The following is an 18,023-nucleotide window of genomic DNA, read 5'->3' as shown; positions in this document are numbered from 1 at the left end:
ACCGTTCGACACGGAAGTGTGGATTGAGATGCTCCGCTACACGCTGATGCGCCTCGGGATCTTCGTGGGCTGCCTCGTGGTCGTCTGGGGTCTCGTCTATTCCGGGATCGTCCCGCGCGGCTTCGGCGACTCCAACGGCATGTGGATCGTGCTGCTCGCGCTGGTGGTCTCGGCGCCGATCAGCTTCGTGGTGCTGCGCGGCGAGCGCGACCGCGCCTCCGAGAACGTCGTCGCCCGGGTGGACCGGATGAAGGCCAACCTGGAGGCCAGCCGCTCCCAGGAGGACGCCGAGGGCACCGGGGGCGACGGGTCGGCGTCCCGCGTGCAGGGCCAGGCGTCCTGACCGGCCGAGCAGTGGGGCCTGCGGGGGAGTTGAACCGCCGGACAGGCCCTAACCTTGGCTCATGGGTGCCGTGAAGACCAAGCGGATGCCGCGCGCGGTCCGTGAGCAGCAGATGCTGGACGCCGCCGTGCGGACCTTCGGACGCCGGGGCTACATGGCCGCGTCGATGGACGAGATAGCCGAACTCGCGGGCGTCTCCAAGCCGTTGGTGTACCTGTACCTCAACTCGAAGGACGACCTCTTCACCGCGTGCATCCGGCGCGAGGCCGCCGCCCTCGTCGCCGCGATCCGCTCCGCGATCTCCACCGACCTCCCCGCCGACCGCCAACTCTGGGACGGGCTGCGGGCGTTCTTCGTCCACACCGCCGAACACCCGGACGCCTGGTCGGTTCTCCACCTCCAGGCCCGCACCCACGGCGAGCGGTTCGCCCGTGAAGTCGCCGCGATGCGCGAGGAGATCGTCGCCTTCGTCACCGGCCTCATCGTCGCCGCCGCCCGCGCCGCGCACCGCGACCCCGACCTTCCCGAGCGTGAAGTCGCCGGTCTGGCCGAGGCGTTGGTCGGCGCCGCCGAGTCCCTTGCCGACTGGGCCAACGCCACCGAGGGCGTCACGGCCCGCGAAGCGGTGACGACCCTGATGAACTTCGCCTGGTCGGGCCTGTCCAACTTGATGGCGGGCAACCGCACTTGGTCGGCGCCGGAGTAGACGCCGGGCGCCCGCTGTCGCGGCGGGTTTCGCCTCACGGACGTCCGGTCAGCGCGTCCACCCGCCCGCCCACATGCACCCGCCCCGCCTCCCCGTCGCCCCGCGCCCGCTCCCGCAGCTCGAACCTGGCCCCGTCCGAGGCGAACGCCACGGCGGACGGCAGCAGCACCGGCGTCCGGAACTCCGCGCGCACCCGCACGGCCGGCGGTGTGCCGTGCGCGGCGAGGCAGCGGGCCACGGTCCACATGCCGTGTGCGATGGCCCGCGGAAACCCGAACAGCCGCGCGGTGAGGGCGTAGAGGTGAATGGGGTTGCGGTCCCCTGAGGCCGCCGCGTACCGCCGCCCGACGTCCCCGGCGAGCCGCCACTCGTCGAGCACGGGCAGCGGAAGCCCGTCCGGAGTCTCCTCAACTCCCTTGCCCGCAGCGCCTATAGAGCCCGCAGCGCCCGTAGAGTCCGTAGCGCCCGTCACCCGGTGCCGCGCGAGATACGTGCTCCGCGACTCCCACACGACCTCCCCCGCATCGCGCAGCTCGGTGACGACCGTCGCTTCCGTCCCCCGCCGGTGCGGCGCCAACCCCTCGACGTGCACGGCGAGTTCGTACACCCCGGTCGCCGCGAGCGTCCCGTACCGGCTGACCTCGATGGACGTGTGGACCAGCCCGAGCAGCGGCAGCGGAAAACTCCGCGCGCTCAACAGCCGCATGGCCAGCGGGAATCCGAGGACGTGCGGATAGGTCACCGGCAACGAGTCGTCCCCGGTGGCGAACCCGCAGACGCGTTCGTACGCCGACAGCCGCGCGAGATCGATCCGCAGCCCGGGGACGACGACCCGCTCCCGCGTGAACTCGGCGTCGGGGCGCGGCCGTTTGAGCGGCGAGAGGAGCGCGCCCCGGACGAACAGCGGGACGAGCGACGGCACGGCCCCCAGCGTCGTCGTGGCCATCAGGCCCCCAGCAGACTCTGACCGCACACCCGCACGACCTGCCCGTTGACCGCCCCGGACGCCGGGTGCGCGAGCCACGCGGTCGTCTCGGCGACGTCGGCCGGAATCCCGCCCTGCGCAAGGGAGTTCATCCGCCGCCCGGCCTCGCGGATGAACAGCGGCACGGCGGCGGTCATCTTCGTCTCGATGAACCCGGGCGCGACGGCGTTCACCGTCACCCCGTGTTCGTCGGCCGCGCGCGGCGCGAGCGCCCGTACCCAGCCGGCGATCCCGGCCTTGCTCGCACCGTAGTTGGTCTGTCCGGCGTTCCCCGCGAGCCCGGCGATGGACGCGGTCGCGACGATCCGCCCGCCCGGCCGCAGCGTCCCCTTGGCGAACAGCGCGTCGGTGGTCCGCAGCACGCTCGCGAGGTTGACGTCCAGCACCGAACTCCACCGCTCAGCAGGCATGTTGACCAGCCGCCGGTCACGGGTGATCCCGGCGTTGTGGATCAACACGTCCAGACCGTCCGGGAGTTCGGCGGCGATGCGCTCCCCGGCGTCGGCCGCCGTGATGTCCAGCGCCAGTGCCCGCCCGCCGATCCGCTCCGCGAGCAGCCGCGCGTCCGCCTCGGCCTGCGGCACGTCGAGGACGACGACGTCCGCGCCGTCCCTGGCCAGCGTCTCGGCGACGGCCGCGCCGATACCGCGCGCACCCCCGGTGACCAGCGCGGTCCGGCCCGCGAGGGGCCGCTCCCAGTCCCCGGTGTACGCCGGGCCGCCGCCCACCTCGACGACCTGTCCGCTGACGTACGCCGACCTGGGCGAGAGCAGGAACCGCAGCGTCGACTCGGCGCCCCCGGCGTCGCGCACGCGCACCAGGTTCACCGTCCGCCCCCGCCCGATCTCCTTGCCCAGCGACCGGGTGAACCCCTCCAACGCCTGCTGCACGGCGGCCTGTTGGTGGTCACCGGCGTCAAGTGGCGTGCCCAGCAGGACGATTCGCCCGCTCGCGGCGACGGACCGGACGACGGGGTGCAGCGCGGCGTGTACCTCGGCGAGCGTCTCGACGTCCCGCACCCCGGTCGCGTCGAGGACGACGGCGGCCGGTGCGGCGGTGCCGGGGCCAAGTCCCGTACGGGCGAGGACGGGTGAGAGGTCCAGCGCCGAGGTGCCGGCCGTAAGGTGAAGCAACGTGCCGGTGAGGGACGGGCGTTCGGGTGACCAGCGGACGAGCGACGCGGGCTGCGGCAGGCCGAGCCGGCGGGTGAGGAAGCGGCCGGGTGCGGTGGCGGTGAAGCTCAGATAGCGGTCGGCCATGTACGTCTCCCAAGTCTCCCACGGGCCCGGCGGAATTACTTACTCCAGAGTAAGGTTACCTGGGGTAAGTCTAGGTCAAAGGCGAGGAGCAGGTCGAGATGAGTCCCCTGGAGCTGGTGCGCGACGGTGAGCCCAAGCCCCCGGTCGAGCCCCCGCGCGCCCGCCGCGTCGCGGTGATCGGCGGCGCCCGCACCCCCTTCGCCCGCTCCGACGGCCCCTACGCCGCCGCCTCCAACCAGGAGATGCTGACGGCCGCCCTGAACGGCCTCGCGCTGCGCCACGGGCTCGATGTCCCGGGCGTGGTGGGCGAGTTCGTCGCCGGCGCGGTCCTCAAGCACAGCCGCGACTTCAACCTCGCCCGCGAAACGCTCCTCGGCTCCAAGCTGGACCACCGCACCCCCGCGTACGACGTCCAGCAGGCGTGCGGCACCGGACTCCAGGCGATCATCGCCGCCGCCAACAAGATCGCCCTCGGTCAGACGGACTCGGCGGTCGCGGGCGGTGTCGACACCGCGAGCGACGCCCCGCTCGGCGTCAACGACGCCCTGCGCCGCATCCTGCTGGAGGCGCGCCGCGCGAAGTCGACCGGCGCCCGTCTGAAGGCTCTCGCGAAGATCCGCCCCGGTCACCTCGTCCCCGACATCCCCCGCAACTCCGAGCCCCGCACGGGTCTTTCGATGGGCGAGCACGCCGCCGTGACCGCCCGCGCCTGGGACATCTCCCGTGCGGCGCAGGACGAGTTGGCGGCACGCAGCCACCAACGCCTCGCTACCGCCTACGAGAACGGCTTCTTCGACGACCTCGTCGTCCCCTTCCGCGGCCTGAAGCGCGACCAGAACCTGCGCCCCGACTCGACGGCGGAGAAACTGGCCGCGCTCAAGCCGGTGTTCGGCACCGACGGCCCCAACCCGACGATGACGGCGGGCAATTCGACACCGCTCACCGACGGCGCCGCGGTCGTGCTGCTCGCCTCCGAAGAGTGGGCGGAGACACGGGGGTCGGAGCCGCTGGCGTACCTGACCGCGTACGAGACGGCGGCCGTCGACTTCGTGCGCGGTGATGTGGCCGGCGGGCAGGACGGGCTGCTGATGGCGCCCGCGTACGCCGTGCCGCGCATGCTGGAGCGAACCGGCCTGGAGATGGGGGACTTCGACTTCGTCGAGATCCACGAGGCGTTCGCCTCCCAGGTGCTCGCGACGCTGGCGGCCTGGGAGAAGCAGGGGCTGGCCCCCGTCGACCCCGAGCGCCTGAACGTCGCCGGGTCGTCCCTGGCGACCGGTCACCCCTTCGCGGCGACGGGCGCCCGGATCGTGGCGACGCTGGCCAAGCTGCTCGCCGAACGGGGCACGCCCGGCCGGGGGTTGATCTCGATCTGCGCGGCGGGCGGGCAGGGGGTGACCGCGATCCTGGAGCGAACGTGACACGTCCTCATATATCCTCGACACTGCACATCCCCGCCCCCGGACCATCTCCCGACCCTCACAGGCCCCCCACGTCAGCCCCGTACGATCGCTGGCCTAACCGCTGGTAACCAATTCCCCGAGGCCCCAAGGCTGAACGCCTCGGTGCACGAGGCACGTACGTCTCGCAGCAAGCAGTACCCGCGCTGCACGCCCAGGGAGCCGCCTGTGTCCACCTCGTACCCCTCCTCCGCCGACTACGCTGACGGCACGTCCCCCGTCCTCGTCGAGCCGGAGGTCCGGCGGCTCGACGGCGTGGTCCGCGAGGCGGCCGTACCCGCGCTGGCACCGCCCGTCACCCACGGCTCCCTCGCCGAACTCCCTTACGACAACGCGGCGGTGGCGCCCGACCGGACGGTCCTCAGCCGGCGCGACGCCGAGGGGAACTGGAGCGACGTGACGGCGGCGCAGTTCGTCGCCCAAGTCCACGCCGTCGCCAAGGGGTTGATCGCCGAGGGGCTGGTGCCGGGGGACCGGGTCGCCATCATGGCCCGGACGACGTACGAGTGGACGCTGCTGGACTTCGCCGCCTGGGCCGCCGGGCTCGTGACAGTCCCGGTCTACCCGACCTCCTCCGTCTTCCAGGTCCGCTGGATCCTCCAGGACTCCGGCGCCGTCGCCCTGATCACCGAGACCGTCGGCCAGGCCGCCGCGATCGGCCCCGAACGCGACCGGCTCCCCGACCTGCGGCACATCTGGGTGATGGAGAAGGGGCACGTCGAGCGGCTGGCGGAGGCGGGCGCGCACGTCCCCGACGCCGAGGTGGAGATCCGCAGAGGGATGCTGATCCCCGACACCCTGGCCACTTTGATCTACACCTCGGGTACTACGGGACGCCCCAAGGGCTGCGCCCTCACCCACGGCAACTTCTTCGCCGAGGTCGACAACGCGATCGAACTCCTCCACCCCGTCTTCAAGGCACAGGGCATCGAGGTCTCCGTCCTCCTCTTCCTGCCCATGTCCCACGTCTTCGGCCGCATGGTCGCCATCGCCTGCGTCCGCGCCCGGGTCCGCCTCGGCCACGCGCCGAGCCTCAAGTCCGACCAACTCCTCGCGGATCTCGCCGCGTTCAAGCCGACCTGCCTGCTCGCCATCCCCTACATGCTGGAGAAGGTCTTCAACGTCGCGCGGGCCCGCGCCGAAGCAGGCGGCCGGGTCACCTCCTTCGACCGAGCCGTCTCGGTCGCCCGCCGCTACGGCGAGGCCGTCGAGGCGCAGAAGACGGGCACGGGACCGGGCCCCGGTGCGGCCCTGCGCACCGCCCGCACCTTCTACGACCCCCTCGTCTACCGCCGCATCCGCAACGCGATGGGCGGCCGGGTCCGGCACGCCATCTGCGGCGGCTCCCCGCTCGGCCGCCGCCTGTCGTCCTTCTACCTCGGCGCGGGCATCGAGATCTACGAGGGCTACGGCCTCACCGAGACGACGGGCGCGACGACGGTGACGCCACCGCTCAAACCCCGGCTGGGCACGGTCGGTTGGCCCATGCCCGGCACCCGCATCCGGATCGCCGCCGACGGCGAGATCCTGATCGCCGGCGACCACGTCCTGCGCGGCTACTGGGACCCCTCCGCCGGAGGCGTCGTCCCCGCCGCGCCCGACGGCTGGCTCTCCACCGGCGACATCGGGGAACTGGACGACGAGGGCTACCTCACCATCACCGGCCGCAAGAAGGAGATGATCATCACGGCGGGCGGAAAGAGCGTTGCCCCGGCCCCACTTGAGGACTGGCTCCGCTCCCACCCCCTGATCTCCCAGTGCATGGTCCTCGGCGACGGCCGCCCCTACGTCTCCGCCCTCATCACCCTCGACCCCGAAGGCATCACCCACTGGCGGCAGATGAACGGCAAACACCCCGTCCCCGTCGAACTCCTCATCGGGGACGCCGAGTTGGAGTCCGTCCTGCAACGCGCCGTCGACGAGGCCAACAAACTCGTCTCCCGCCCCGAATCCATCCGGAAGTTCACCGTCCTGCCGACCGACTTCACCGAGACGGCAGGCCACTTGACGCCGTCGATGAAACTGAGACGCGCGACGATCATGCGGGACTTCGCGGACGCCGTCGAGGGACTGTACGCGCAGTACTGAGCCGCGCTTTCTCGCGAACTCGCGGTCACCGGGCCCGAGTTGACGACGGCCGCCGTGCCAGGATCTCCGCCAGCTCCTCCGCGAACGCGGTCAGCCGGTCCAGCTCAGGACCGCCCCGCGCCACTCGGAAACCGTGCCGACGTGCCCAGAACGCGGCCTGCACCGCGTGGAGTTGGGCCCAGTGGCGGAGCCGGTCCCGGTCGAGGCCGGCGGACTCGGCGAAGACGTCCAGGATCCGGAAGGCCGCCGCCCGCAGATCGGGCGCGGCGAGCAGCGAGAACGCGCGCGTCTTCAGGAAGTTGGCGCCGTCGTAACCCTGGTCCCCCGCATACCCCTTGGGGTCCACGGCCAGCCACGGCTCCCGCTCGGCGCGCAGGATGTTACGGGCGTGCAGATCCCCGTGGACGAGGGTGTCGGGCTGGTCGCGCCCGAGGTCACGGACGGTCGCACGGGCGAAGTCCAGCACGCGGTCCGGCATGCCGTGCGCCAACTCCCGCGCGTCCCTGTCGAGTTCGTCCCGCCACTCACCGGCCCGCTCCGCCAGCCGGGGCAGGTGTGCGGGTGCGGGGACGGCGAGACGCCGGCTCAGCTCTCCGGCGACCGAGGCGATGACGTCCTCATCGGTCTCGGTCTCGCCCAAGGACGACGGGTCGGCCCGCTCCAGCAGCATCGCGTACCGGGCGTCGTCCCGCTCGTACAGCAGGACCGCGCCGTTCCCGGCCCAGGCAGCGAAGGCATCGGGCTCGTGGACGTTGCCGGGGTGGGGGAAGGACACCTTGAGGACCGCGGGGCGCTGGTCCCGGCGTACTACGGGTACGACGAGGCCCACACCGCCGTGCGTCAGGCCGCCGTCCTGGACGCAGGCCCACCGCTCCAGCAACTCGGCGACGATCACGGGCAGTTCGGAGAGCCAGCGCTCGCCGGGCTCCCCCTCGCGGGCGACGGTGGTCCGGGCGAAGACATCGGGCACCTCGATCATCCGGGCACTCTAGCCCCGCGTCCACGCGGGCGGACGTACCCCCTGCTCACCCCCGGGTGTCCGCCGCCCGGCTCCGGCGCAGCTCCACCACGAGGTCCGCGAACGCCCGCGCGGGCGGACTCAGCGCGTCCCAGCGGCGCACCGCCCAGCCGACGGGCAGCGGGCGCAGATCGGTCAGCGGGACGAGCCGCAACGCCCCCGCGCCCGGCACCGTCAGCCCCGGCAGCGCCGGCACGACCGCCCGGCCCACACCCACCTCGGCGAGCAGCAGCGCGGTGTCCCAGTCGGCGACGCTCGTGTCGTACGCGAACCGCACACCCAACTCCGCGCACGCGGCGTCGAGTTGAGCGGCCGAGGTGGAGTTCGGCGGCAGCCGGATGAGACGCGCGCCGTGCAACTCCCCGGCCGTCAGCGACGTTCGCCGCGCGAACTCGTCGTCCTCACGCACCGCCAGCACCCACGGCAGCTCCACCACCGGGCGCTGCTCGATGCCGCGCACGGCGGGGCCTAGGGTGATCCACGCGAGGTCCAAGGTGCCGTCCGCGAGCGCGTCGAAGCTGCCGCGCCCCGAACTCACCGTGCGGAATTCGAGGTTGACGTCCGGATGGCGACGGCGGAAGGCGACGACCGCGTCCGACATGAAGTGCCGCACGGTGGTGGCACCGGTGGCGAGCCGCACGTAACCCCGGTTCCCCGCGACGAGATCCCTCAACTCCCGTACGGCCAGGTCGAGTCCGGAGATCCCCTCCCGCGCCGCCGCCTCCAGGATCCGCCCCGCCTGCGTCGCCACCACCCCGCGGGGCCGCCGCTCCAGCAACGCCACGCCCGTCTCCCGCTCCAGCCGCTTCACATGCTGGCTGACGGCCGACTGCGTACACCCCAGCTCCCGCGCCACCGCGCTCAGACTCCCGGCCCGGCACACGGCCACGAACACCCGCAGATCCTCCAGCGTCATACCCCCAAGCTATCGCTTGCCCCTGGCGACAAATCCCAAGGATTGACTCACCCTTAGTACCCGTACGACGATTTTCCCGGGCCCAACGGCGGCAACCCGCTCCCCACCCGGGAAGGGAGCGGGTGCCGACCCCCTACATCTTTCGTGTGATCACTCCGGGCGTCGGGCGATGAGGAAGGCGTGCGGGGTCCGTTCCTCGTTCATCGGCTCGCGGACCGTGCGGGAGAGCATGGTGAAACCGGTCTGTTCGAGGAGGGCTTCCATGAACTCCGGGCGGCGGCGCAGGAAGTCGATGGCGACCGGGTGGCCCCAGGGCTGGTCGTAGTGGCGGGGTTCGTCGCCGACCTGGAAGGCGAGGAGGAGGTGGCCGCCGGGGGTGAGGGCGTCGTGGAAACCGGCGAAGAGGCGCGGGAGTTCGGGCTCGGGCGTGTGGATGGAGGAGTACCAGCACATGACGCCGTCGAGCGAGCCGTCCGCGAAGGGCAGGTCGAACATCGAGCCGTGGTGGAAGGGGATGCCGGGGTTCTCGCGGCGGGCCACCGCGAGCATCGACTCCGAGAGGTCGAGCCCGGTGATGTCCAGCCCGAGCCGGCCGAGGTGCCCCGTGGAACGTCCCGGGCCGCACCCGAGATCGGCCACCTTCCCGCCGGAGCCGACGAGTTCGGCGTACAGCCCGAGCACGGCCCGCTCCAGCGGCCGGGTGGCCAACTCGTCCTGGAACTGCTCCGAGTAGTCCTCGGCGACGGCGTCGTAGAAGGTACGGGTGGTGGTGAGGAAGTCGGTCATGGGTGCGGACCCTAACCGGGGGCACTGACAACGCCGCCACCACGCGCGACCTCCACCGGCTCCCCTGGGTGCGAGTCCTCACCCCACCCCTAGCCCCCGTAGTACCGCGGTGGCCCCCGCCGCCCCCAGCACCACCACGACGAACGGCGCCCGCCGCCACGCCAGCCCGACGCCGACCAGTACCCCCACGGGACGGGCCCACCCCGAGAACCCGCCGCCCTCCGTCAGCGCGCCCGTCGCGAGCAGCGCGACCAGCAGGACGACCGCCCCGGCGGACAGCAGCCCCTGGACCCGCGCCGGCAGCGTCACCCGGCCGTGCAGCACGGGCCCCGTCAGCCGGAAGGCGTACGTCCCGAGAGCCAGGGCCAGGACGACGGCGACGGTCGGACTCATCGGGTCACCTCAGGGTCGTAGGGGTCGTAGGGGTTGTAAGGGGCGCACGGGTCACTGGAGTCGCTTGGGGCACTGGGGCCGCTCGGGTCACCGGGCTCGCCCGGCTCGTACAGGAAGAGCCCCAGGAGGGCGATGAGGACGGGGACCCCCGTGGGGAGGAACGGGGTGGCCGCGAGGGCGAGGAGCGCGCCGAGTGCGGCGGGTCGGCGGACCCCCGCGTCCTTGCGGAGCGTGGGGACGACGAGGGCCGCGAGGATCGCGGGGAAGGCGGCGTCCAGCCCGTACCGGGAGGTGTCCCCGAGGGCCTGCCCCGCGAGCGCGCCGACGACGACGGCCGTGTTCCACACGGCGAACAGCGCGAGGCCGGACGTCCAGAACGCGGCGCGCCGCCGGGCGGGGTCGGACTGGGCGAGGGTGAAGGCGACCGTCTCGTCCGTGACCAGGTGGGCGCCGAGCAGCCGGGTGAGCCGGTGGCGCCCGATGTCCCCGGCGACGGCGAGGCTGTAGGCGGCCGTCCGCGTGTTGAGGACCAGCCCGGTCGCGGCGGCGGCCACCGGACCGCCCCCGGCGAGCAGCACCCCGACGGCGCTGAACTGGGCCGACCCGGCGTAGACCACGAGGGACATCACCACCGGCACCCAGACCGGCAGCCCGCCCGTCACCGCGATCGCCCCGAAGGAGACCCCTACGACCCCGCTGGCGAGACAGACCAGGAGGACGTCACGGAGCAGGGCGGGGTCAGGTGATACCCGTAGACGGTCCCGGAGCGGCACCCTTAGGGGTGTTCGGCGTGGCAAACGCATGTTCTCTAAAATGAACGGGAGTGCCGCCGTTCGTCAAGGCGAACGTTCGTACTCGTGTACCGAACGGAGTGGAAGCGTGAGTGAACCCCTCGAATGGCTCGCGGCCTCGCTGAAGCGGGAGCGGGCCCGAACCGGGCTGTCCCTGTCCGAGCTGGCCAAACGCGCGGGGATCGCGAAGTCCACGCTGTCGCAGTTGGAGTCGGCCGCCGGCAATCCGGGGATGGAGACGATCTGGGCGCTGGCGGTGGCCCTCGGGGTTCCGTTCAGCCGACTCGTGGAACCGCCGACGTCGCCGGTGCAGGTCATCCGCGCGGGCGAGGGACCAAAGGTGCATTCCGAGCAGTCCAGTTATCTCGCGACCTTGTTGTCCGCGAGTCCGCCGGGCGTCCGCCGGGACATTTACTACGTATGGCTGGAACCGGGCACCGTCCGGGAATCCGAACCGCATATTCCGGGGACCGTCGAACACATCGTGGTGACCGAGGGAAGAGTGAAAGCGGGGCCGCGCGGGGAGGGAGTTGAGGTCGGTCCGGGGGATTATCTGTCGTATCGCGGAGATGTGGCGCACACGTACGAGGCGACGGTGGCCGGAACGAAGTTCGTGCTCGTCATGCAGCACGCGTGAACGGGAAATGAATTCACCGGCGGGCTGTCGATCGCACTGCCGGAAGCCGTCGGAAGAGGAAAGGCAGGAGCCCCGTCGCCGGGACGGCGCGGGGCTCCTTGGGTGGTGCTCTCAGACTGCGATCACGCTGCCGGTTCCGGCAGTCGCCCGGGGATCAGACCGGGGTGACGTTCTCCGCCTGCGGACCCTTCGGGCCCTGGGTCACGTCGAAGGAGACCTGCTGGTTCTCCTCCAGGGAACGGAAACCCGTGGCGTTGATCGCGGAGTAGTGGACGAAGACGTCGGGGCCGCCGCCTTCCTGGGCGATGAAACCAAAGCCCTTTTCGGCGTTGAACCACTTCACGGTTCCGGTAGCCATAAGCCCTCCTTGGGCTCAAAGGGTCGCCCTGCTCCAGAACCTGCAAGTGTGAAAACAGTGCTGCACAACTGCAAACTTCCGAAAACGTCGAGAGCCCGCGGTCACATGCTCCGCAGGCTCTGTACTGCAAGGGAAACCAAACTGCAACTTGCGGCGAGCCTAGCACGCAGGCAGCCGAAAGCGATAGAGGTCAAGATCACGTCACTCGGATGTTTGAAACACCGGAGTAAGGGTTGACGCCGGGGTGAGGCGTGGACGGATCTGCGGGTCCCCTGATACCCGTAAGCCCCTGAGGGGATGGTGGGGGGTGACTCCGCACCCTACCCGACTGGGGTCTAGCCTCGCGATGTGGACAATTCTCGCACCCGGCCGCGCGTCGGCCACATCCAGTTCCTGAACTGCCTGCCCCTGTACTGGGGGCTCGCGAGAACGGGCACGCTGCTCGATCTTGAACTGACCAAGGACACCCCGGAGAAGCTCAGCGAACAGCTGGTGCGGGGAGACCTCGACATCGCGCCCATCACCCTCGTCGAGTTCCTGCGCAACGCCGACGACCTGGTGGCCTTCCCCGACATCGCGGTCGGCTGCGACGGCCCCGTCATGTCTTGCGTGATCGTCTCGCAGGTCCCCCTCGACCGGCTGGACGGCGCCCGCGTCGCCCTCGGCTCGACCTCCCGCACCTCCGTCCGGCTCGCGCAGCTCCTGCTCGCCGACCGCTTCGGGGTCAACCCCGAGTACTACACCTGCCCCCCCGACCTGAGTCTGATGATGCAGGAGGCCGAGGCCGCCGTCCTCATCGGCGACGCCGCCCTGCGCGCCAACCTCCTCGACGGGCCCCGCTACGGGCTTGAGGTCCACGACCTCGGCACCCTGTGGAAGGAGTGGACCGGGCTCCCCTTCGTCTTCGCCGTCTGGGCCGCCCGCCGCGACTACCTCGACCGCGAGCCCGACGTCACCCGCGACGTCCACCGTGCCTTCCTCGACTCCCGCAACCTCTCCCTCGACGAGGTCGGCAAGGTCGCCGAACAGGCCGCCCGCTGGGAGGAGTACGACGAGAAGATCCTGGAGCGGTACTTCACGACCCTCGACTTCAGCTTCGGCGCACCGCAGTTGGAGGCCGTCGCGGAGTTCGCCCGCAGGGTCGGGCCGACGACCGGGTTCCCGGCGGACGTCAACGTGGAACTGCTGCGGCCCGACCCGGCCGGCTGAGGTCAGCGGCGTCCCAGCCACTGCTCCTCGTCCAGCAACTTCCGCAGCCGGGGCGAGAGTTCGGGCACGGCGGCGCCGGACGCCTGCGCCCTGGCGATCGCCTCGACGTAATCCAGTGCCTCCGTGCGCAGCCGTTCCTTCTCCTTGCCCTGACGGCTCCCGGCCAGCCACACCCGGACCGCGAGGGGGACGAGGAGCAGCGCCAGGTAGCCGAGGGCCACGCCCTGCCACCAGCCGTAGGCGGCGCCGATCAGGGCCGCGATGACGAAGAGACAGCCGGCCTCGTCGTGCCAGCCGCCCTGGTCGGCGATCTCCTCGTACTCGGCGACCGCCGGGGGCATCGGGGGTACATCCTGAGGCCGATCCCCGTAAGGGCCCGCCGGAGTACTAGGGGTACTAGTGGTGTCAGGGGTGTCAGGGGCCACCGGCCGGTACGTCGGCACCGGAACCGCAGGCTTAGTACCCCCGTACTCCGAACGTCCCTCCAGCCACGCCGGGACATGGGTCACCGGCAGCCCGCGCGACCGGGCGACCCCGAGGACGTGCCGGTAGCCGACCAGCGCCGGATGCTCCAACTCCCGCTTCCAGCGGGCGCGCACGGATATCAGGAGGCCGATCCCGACGGCGAGGAACGGGACAGCGGGCCCGTACGCGAGGGCCGGGCTGCCGGTGAACGCGGGGACCTCCGGACCGATGAACGGCCACACCGCGCCGACCGCCAGCGCGAGACCCCCGAACCACGCGCGCCGGCCCCGCTGACTCCACCGCAGGGCCTCGCGCCGCTCCCCGAACATCTCGGCCACGGCCCGGTCGTCCGTGTAGTCGACGCCGTACTGCGCGCCGATGGTCCGTACCGACGCCAGCACGGTCGGCTCGGAGGCCAGGGTCGCCCCGCTGATCGGAAGAAGGTCCACTTCGGGATCATGACACGGCAGTTGGCCGGCCCCCGTGGGGGAAGCGTGGGGAGTCATGGCCTGGTGTGGGGCAGGATCGGTCCGTGACGACCGAGTTGTGGGCGACCGCCGTCGGGGCGGTGGCGTGGGGGGCCGCGGCGGGGGCACTGCTGCCCCGGGCGGTGTACCGGTTCGCCGTACCTCTGGAGGACTACGCCGAAGCCGAAGCCGACGCCGTCCCTGATCCTGGCCGCGAGGGCGAGGGCGAGGGCGAGGGCGAGGGCGAGGGCTGGCGGCGGGAGTGTCCTGCGGGGCATCCCCTACGGGGCTGGCTCGGCCCGGCGAGCTGCGAGGCATGCCGCGTCGCCCCGACACCCGGTGCTCCCACGCCCACCGTACCCCCGTCCCCGCCGCACCCCTCGCCCGCGAACCCCACCCCCTACGGTCCACCCCGTACCCCTTTGGTAGCTCTCACCGCCTCCCTCGCCGCCCTCCTCGCCCTCGCCACCGGCCCCCGTCCCGAACTCGTGGTCTGGCTGCTGCTCGCCCCCCTGTGGGTGCTGCTGGCGGCGGTGGACGTACGGGTACGGCGGTTGCCGGATCCGCTGACGCTGGGATCGGCCGTCGCCGCGCCCGCGCTGCTGGGGGTGGCCGCGTCGGTTCCGGAGCACGCGGGGGAGTGGACGGGAGCGCTGCTCGGGGCCGTCGTCCTCGGGGCCGGGATCCTGGTGCTGCATCTGCTGAACCCGGCCGGGATGGGGTACGGCGACGCGAAGCTCGCGGTCGGACTCGGGGCCGTACTGGGGTGGTACGGGTGGGACACGGTCCTGCTCGGCACGTTCGCCGGGTTCGCGTTCGGCGCGGTGTACGGGGGAGTACTGGCCGTCGTCCGGAGGTCGGGGCGGGGGACGACGATCGCGTTCGGGCCGTTCCTGATCGGCGGGGCGGTACTAGGGGTACTGCTCGGGGCGTGGACGGCCTGAGGGGAGCCCCGTAATACCTCTGACGTACGCTGGAGCGGTCCGTCCACAACCCTTACGAAAGGGACGCCCGGTGACTGAGAAGGCCGACCTCCAGCCCGTCCTCGACCGTGCCGCAGCCGGTGGGCGGATCACCCCCGAGGAAGCCCTCGACCTCTACCGGGACGCCCCGCTGCACGCGCTCGGCGCCGCCGCCGACGCCGTACGCCGCAAGAGGTACGCCGGGACCGAGCACATCGCGACGTACATCATCGAGCGGAACATCAACTACACGAACGTGTGCGTCACGGCGTGCAAGTTCTGCGCCTTCTACGCCGCGCCGAAGGACAAGGACAAGGGGTGGACGCGTGACCTCGACGACATCCTGCGCCGGTGCGCGGAGACCGTCGAACTCGGCGGCACGCAGATCATGTTCCAGGGCGGCCACCACCCGGACTACGGGGTGGAGTACTACGAGCGCCACTTCAAGGCGATCAAGGACGCGTTCCCACAGCTCGTGATCCACTCGCTCGGCGCCTCCGAGGTCGAGCACATGGCGCGGATCTCCGGGGTGCCGGTCGAGGAGGCCATCACCCGGATCCACGAGGCGGGGCTCGACTCGTTCGCGGGCGCCGGCGCGGAGCTGCTGCCCGCGCGCCCCCGCAAGGCCATCGCGCCCCTGAAGGAGTCCGGGGAACGCTGGCTGGAGATCATGGAGACGGCGCACAAGCTGGGCGTCGAGTCCACCTCGACCATGCTGATGGGCACCGGCGAGACCAACGCCGAACGCATCGAGCACCTGCGGATGATCCGTGACGTCCAGGACCGCACGGGCGGCTTCCGGGCGTTCATCCCGTACCTCTACCAGCCGATGAACAACCACCTGAAGGGCCGCACCCAGGCCACGATCTTCGAGTACCTGCGGATGATCGCGGTCTCCCGGCTCTTCATGGACAACATCGCCCACATCCAGGGGTCTTGGCTCACCACCGGCCAGGACGCAGGCCAACTGACCCTGCACTACGGCGCGGACGACCTCGGCTCGGTCATGCTGGAGGAGAACGTGGTCTCGGCGGCCGGCGCCAAGCACCGCTCCAATCTCCAGGAAATGATCGACATGATCCGCACGGCGGGCCGCGTCCCCGCCCAACGCGCCACCACGTACGAGCACTTGGTCGTCCACGACGACCCGGCGAACGACCCCGTCGACAAGCGGGTGATGTCGCACATCTCCTCCACCGCGATCGAAGGCGGCACCGCCCACCCCGAGTTGAAGCTGCTGGCCTCCAACTAGCGCCGGACACGGGCCTGTTGTGCTGACGATCCACACCGCACCCCTGCTGCTGCCGGTGGGCGCGGCCCCCGTCACGGACGGCGCGGTCGCGGTCGACGGCGACCGGATCACGGCCTTCGGGCCGTACGACGAGGTCGCCGCCGCTGCGGGCGCGCGCGTGCGCCGCTGGCCGGGCGTCCTCACCCCCGGCCTGCGCCAGTGGCACCCCCTGTGGCTGCTGCGCCGCTGCTACCACCCCGACCCGCGCGAGGCCGGCGAACTGGGCGAACTCCCGATCTGGGGCGACGAGTTGGCCGCGCTCGACCTGTCCGAGTCCCGCTGGGCGGGCAGCGTGCGGCGCGGCATCCAGCGGATGCTGGCCCACGGCACGACGGCGGTCGCCGCGCCCGGCGCGCGCTTCACCGATCCGACGGTCGCCCAGGCGGTCGCCCGGTCCGGCCTGACCGTCGTCCCCGTCACCGGGGCGCCGGGGCCGCTGCTCGGCGAGCGGCCCGATCTCGACCCGTTCGCCGAGGGGTACGACCTCGCCGGGACCGCGCACGCTCCGCTGAGCGTCGGCGGCCGGGCCGACCTCGCGGTGTTCGACGTCCCCGATGAGGCCGCCCTGACCGGCAAGGGCGCCGGCACCTGTGTCGCGACGGTCGTCAACGGGCGTCTGCTGTACCGGAGCCGGTGAACAGACCGGGCCGACCGGGCCGACCGGGCCGTCCTAGTTCTCGGCGTCGCGCCGCGGGAAGCCCCGGCTGCCGGCCTGGGGGCGGGACTGCAAGAATGAAACGGTGACCCGCGCATCCCTGGACAAGCAGCCGCACGAAGTCGCCTCGATGTTCGACAACGTGGCGGAACGGTACGACCTGACCAACGACGTGCTGTCCCTCGGGCAGGACCGGCGCTGGCGCAAGGAGGTCGCGCGGGCCGTGGACGCCCGTCCGGCGCAGAAGATCCTCGACCTCGCGGCCGGTACGGCGACGTCCTCGTTGCCGTTCGTGCAGGCCGGGGCGTATGTCGTGCCGTGCGACTTCTCTCTCGGGATGCTTCAGGTCGGCAAGCGGCGCAACTCCTGGCTGCCGTTCACCGCGGGCGACGCGACGCGGCTGCCGTTCAAGGACGACACGTTCGACGCGGTGACCATTTCGTTCGGGCTGCGGAATGTGCAGGACTTCGACGCGGGGCTACGTGAGATGTACCGGGTGACGCGGCCCGGCGGGCGGGTCGTGATCTGCGAGTTCTCGCATCCGACGTGGGCGCCGTTCCGGACCGTCTACACCGAGTATCTGATGCGGGCGTTGCCGCCGGTGGCGCGGGCGGTGTCGTCCAACCCCGAGGCGTACGTGTACCTCGCGGAGTCGATCCGCGCGTGGCCCGACCAGCCGGCGCTGGCCTCCCGCCTTCGCGAGGCCGGCTGGGCGAAGGTGGCGTGGCGGAACCTGACCGGGGGAGTGGTGACGTTGCATCGAGGGTTCAAGGAGTAGCGCTCCACCGGGGTACTACCCCAGAGCCATCGGTACCCCCTGTCCGCCGTACCCCACCGCCGCGTACGGCTCCCCCGGCTCGTCCAGCTCCCGTTGGAAGCCGCCGCTCCCCGGACGGGGTATGCGCGGCTCGTGGACCCCCGCTCCGCCTCCGCCCTCCCCCTCGCCGAAGTCGAACCAGATGGAGACGACGGCGCCGCGGGGGACCTCGGTGCCGGGTGGGGGGTACTGGCGTACTACGTAGTCGACGACCGTGCGGAGGAAGTCCGGGCGGTCGGGTGCGGCGAGCAGGACGCCGTGCGCGTGGGCCGTCTCGCGTGCGTCCATGGCCATCAGGCCGACCAGACGCGGTACACGGACTTCGGGCGGTTTGGGTGGTATGAGCACAGATGTCACCCCCAGCGGTACTGGAAGGGTAGCCGCCAGGGGGTGCCGTCCGGAAGCGCTGTGCGACAA

General features: G+C 71.6%; 20 protein-coding genes. 10 read left to right on the top strand and 10 right to left on the bottom strand.

Annotated elements, in window-relative coordinates:
• Nucleotides 1-28: 28 nt before the first annotated feature.
• Together IAG44_RS16735 and IAG44_RS16730 are read left to right on the top strand one after the other, a co-directional pair.
• On the top strand, nt 29-343 hold the full coding sequence (locus tag IAG44_RS16735; RefSeq protein ID WP_187747900.1) for a DUF4229 domain-containing protein: 315 nt from the start codon (nt 29-31) through the stop codon (nt 341-343).
• Between the two features lie 61 nt (nt 344-404).
• Nucleotides 405-1,049, top strand: coding sequence for a TetR/AcrR family transcriptional regulator (locus IAG44_RS16730; RefSeq protein WP_187747899.1), 645 nt, complete (start codon nt 405-407; stop codon nt 1,047-1,049).
• A 34-nt stretch (nt 1,050-1,083) separates the two neighbouring features.
• On the opposite strand, the gene IAG44_RS16725 is transcribed toward IAG44_RS16730, so the two are convergent.
• Nucleotides 1,084-1,995 carry a MaoC/PaaZ C-terminal domain-containing protein gene (locus tag IAG44_RS16725; RefSeq protein WP_187747898.1) on the bottom strand — a complete coding sequence of 304 codons (912 nt, stop codon included), beginning with the start codon at nt 1,993-1,995 and terminating at the stop codon, nt 1,084-1,086.
• A complete protein-coding gene (locus tag IAG44_RS16720; protein ID WP_187747897.1) occupies nt 1,995-3,293 on the bottom strand; it encodes a 3-oxoacyl-ACP reductase in 1,299 nt (432 codons plus the stop codon). Before IAG44_RS16720 ends, IAG44_RS16725 begins: the two co-directional genes overlap by 1 nt.
• A gap of 98 nt (nt 3,294-3,391) precedes the next feature.
• Between IAG44_RS16720 and IAG44_RS16715 the strand changes: the two genes are divergently transcribed.
• Nucleotides 3,392-4,714 carry an acetyl-CoA C-acetyltransferase gene (locus IAG44_RS16715; RefSeq protein ID WP_187747896.1) on the top strand — a complete coding sequence of 441 codons (1,323 nt, stop codon included), beginning with the start codon at nt 3,392-3,394 and terminating at the stop codon, nt 4,712-4,714.
• Between the two features lie 207 nt (nt 4,715-4,921).
• Nucleotides 4,922-6,841 (top strand): AMP-dependent synthetase/ligase, encoded by a 1,920-nt coding sequence (locus tag IAG44_RS16710; RefSeq protein WP_187747895.1) that lies wholly within the window; start codon nt 4,922-4,924, stop codon nt 6,839-6,841.
• Between the two features lie 25 nt (nt 6,842-6,866).
• Here the strand turns inward: IAG44_RS16710 and IAG44_RS16705 are convergent, their stop codons facing one another.
• The 5 genes from IAG44_RS16705 to IAG44_RS16685 all read right to left on the bottom strand — a co-directional run bounded on the left by IAG44_RS16705 (nt 6,867) and on the right by IAG44_RS16685 (nt 10,757).
• Nucleotides 6,867-7,820 (bottom strand): aminoglycoside phosphotransferase family protein, encoded by a 954-nt coding sequence (locus IAG44_RS16705; protein ID WP_187747894.1) that lies wholly within the window; start codon nt 7,818-7,820, stop codon nt 6,867-6,869.
• A 46-nt stretch (nt 7,821-7,866) separates the two neighbouring features.
• Nucleotides 7,867-8,775, bottom strand: a complete 909-nt coding sequence (locus tag IAG44_RS16700; RefSeq protein ID WP_187747893.1) for a LysR family transcriptional regulator — start codon at nt 8,773-8,775, stop codon at nt 7,867-7,869.
• A gap of 150 nt (nt 8,776-8,925) precedes the next feature.
• On the bottom strand, nt 8,926-9,561 hold the full coding sequence (locus IAG44_RS16695) for a class I SAM-dependent DNA methyltransferase (protein WP_187747892.1): 636 nt from the start codon (nt 9,559-9,561) through the stop codon (nt 8,926-8,928).
• A 78-nt stretch (nt 9,562-9,639) separates the two neighbouring features.
• On the bottom strand, nt 9,640-9,954 hold the full coding sequence (locus IAG44_RS16690) for an AzlD domain-containing protein (protein WP_187747891.1): 315 nt from the start codon (nt 9,952-9,954) through the stop codon (nt 9,640-9,642).
• Nucleotides 9,951-10,757, bottom strand: coding sequence for an AzlC family ABC transporter permease (locus tag IAG44_RS16685; protein ID WP_187747890.1), 807 nt, complete (start codon nt 10,755-10,757; stop codon nt 9,951-9,953). Before IAG44_RS16685 ends, IAG44_RS16690 begins: the two co-directional genes overlap by 4 nt.
• Before the next feature lie 76 nt (nt 10,758-10,833).
• Between IAG44_RS16685 and IAG44_RS16680 the strand changes: the two genes are divergently transcribed.
• Nucleotides 10,834-11,382 (top strand): helix-turn-helix domain-containing protein, encoded by a 549-nt coding sequence (locus IAG44_RS16680; protein WP_187747889.1) that lies wholly within the window; start codon nt 10,834-10,836, stop codon nt 11,380-11,382.
• Nucleotides 11,383-11,536: 154 nt separating this feature from the next.
• Here the strand turns inward: IAG44_RS16680 and IAG44_RS16675 are convergent, their stop codons facing one another.
• Complete coding sequence (locus tag IAG44_RS16675; protein ID WP_004984723.1) at nt 11,537-11,740, bottom strand: cold-shock protein; 204 nt, start codon at nt 11,738-11,740, stop codon at nt 11,537-11,539.
• Nucleotides 11,741-12,088: 348 nt separating this feature from the next.
• On the opposite strand from IAG44_RS16675, the gene IAG44_RS16670 reads away from it, so the two are divergent.
• Nucleotides 12,089-12,949, top strand: a complete 861-nt coding sequence (locus IAG44_RS16670; protein WP_187747888.1) for a menaquinone biosynthetic enzyme MqnA/MqnD family protein — start codon at nt 12,089-12,091, stop codon at nt 12,947-12,949.
• A gap of 2 nt (nt 12,950-12,951) precedes the next feature.
• On the opposite strand, the gene IAG44_RS16665 is transcribed toward IAG44_RS16670, so the two are convergent.
• Nucleotides 12,952-13,863: a hypothetical protein gene (locus IAG44_RS16665; protein WP_187747887.1), complete on the bottom strand. Its 912-nt coding sequence runs from the start codon at nt 13,861-13,863 to the stop codon at nt 12,952-12,954.
• Nucleotides 13,864-13,946: 83 nt separating this feature from the next.
• Between IAG44_RS16665 and IAG44_RS16660 the strand changes: the two genes are divergently transcribed.
• From IAG44_RS16660 to IAG44_RS16645, 4 genes are all read left to right on the top strand, one after another.
• Nucleotides 13,947-14,825 (top strand): prepilin peptidase, encoded by an 879-nt coding sequence (locus tag IAG44_RS16660; RefSeq protein ID WP_187747886.1) that lies wholly within the window; start codon nt 13,947-13,949, stop codon nt 14,823-14,825.
• A gap of 70 nt (nt 14,826-14,895) precedes the next feature.
• Nucleotides 14,896-16,095 carry a cyclic dehypoxanthinyl futalosine synthase gene (gene mqnC / locus IAG44_RS16655; RefSeq protein ID WP_187747885.1) on the top strand — a complete coding sequence of 400 codons (1,200 nt, stop codon included), beginning with the start codon at nt 14,896-14,898 and terminating at the stop codon, nt 16,093-16,095.
• A gap of 19 nt (nt 16,096-16,114) precedes the next feature.
• The gene (locus IAG44_RS16650) at nt 16,115-16,771 is read left to right on the top strand and encodes an imidazolonepropionase-like domain-containing protein (RefSeq protein WP_187747884.1); all 657 of its coding nucleotides are present in this window, start codon (nt 16,115-16,117) and stop codon (nt 16,769-16,771) included.
• 103 nt (nt 16,772-16,874) lie between these two features.
• On the top strand, nt 16,875-17,567 hold the full coding sequence (locus IAG44_RS16645; protein ID WP_187747883.1) for a demethylmenaquinone methyltransferase: 693 nt from the start codon (nt 16,875-16,877) through the stop codon (nt 17,565-17,567).
• 15 nt (nt 17,568-17,582) lie between these two features.
• Here IAG44_RS16645 and IAG44_RS16640 read toward each other — a convergent pair whose 3' ends face one another.
• Nucleotides 17,583-17,954: a PASTA domain-containing protein gene (locus IAG44_RS16640; protein WP_187747882.1), complete on the bottom strand. Its 372-nt coding sequence runs from the start codon at nt 17,952-17,954 to the stop codon at nt 17,583-17,585.
• Between the last annotated feature and the right edge of the window lie 69 nt (nt 17,955-18,023).

Source organism: Streptomyces roseirectus, from assembly GCF_014489635.1.
Lineage (GTDB): Bacteria > Actinomycetota > Actinomycetes > Streptomycetales > Streptomycetaceae > Streptomyces > Streptomyces roseirectus.
The sequence above is the reverse complement of the archived record's forward strand: the minus strand, read 5'-3'. Positions and strand labels throughout refer to the sequence as shown.

What these genes read in the sequence shown, in the direction of transcription:
- IAG44_RS16735 (WP_187747900.1), top strand. Translation starts at nt 29, where the DNA reads ATGCTCCGCTACACGCTGATGCGCCTCGGGATCTTCGTGGGCTGCCTC.
- IAG44_RS16730 (WP_187747899.1), top strand. Translation starts at nt 405, where the DNA reads ATGGGTGCCGTGAAGACCAAGCGGATGCCGCGCGCGGTCCGTGAGCAG.
- IAG44_RS16725 (WP_187747898.1), bottom strand. Translation starts at nt 1,995, where the DNA reads ATGGCCACGACGACGCTGGGGGCCGTGCCGTCGCTCGTCCCGCTGTTC.
- IAG44_RS16720 (WP_187747897.1), bottom strand. Translation starts at nt 3,293, where the DNA reads ATGGCCGACCGCTATCTGAGCTTCACCGCCACCGCACCCGGCCGCTTC.
- IAG44_RS16715 (WP_187747896.1), top strand. Translation starts at nt 3,392, where the DNA reads ATGAGTCCCCTGGAGCTGGTGCGCGACGGTGAGCCCAAGCCCCCGGTC.
- IAG44_RS16705 (WP_187747894.1), bottom strand. Translation starts at nt 7,820, where the DNA reads ATGATCGAGGTGCCCGATGTCTTCGCCCGGACCACCGTCGCCCGCGAG.
- IAG44_RS16700 (WP_187747893.1), bottom strand. Translation starts at nt 8,775, where the DNA reads ATGACGCTGGAGGATCTGCGGGTGTTCGTGGCCGTGTGCCGGGCCGGG.
- IAG44_RS16695 (WP_187747892.1), bottom strand. Translation starts at nt 9,561, where the DNA reads ATGACCGACTTCCTCACCACCACCCGTACCTTCTACGACGCCGTCGCC.
- IAG44_RS16690 (WP_187747891.1), bottom strand. Translation starts at nt 9,954, where the DNA reads ATGAGTCCGACCGTCGCCGTCGTCCTGGCCCTGGCTCTCGGGACGTAC.
- IAG44_RS16685 (WP_187747890.1), bottom strand. Translation starts at nt 10,757, where the DNA reads ATGCGTTTGCCACGCCGAACACCCCTAAGGGTGCCGCTCCGGGACCGT.
- IAG44_RS16675 (WP_004984723.1), bottom strand. Translation starts at nt 11,740, where the DNA reads ATGGCTACCGGAACCGTGAAGTGGTTCAACGCCGAAAAGGGCTTTGGT.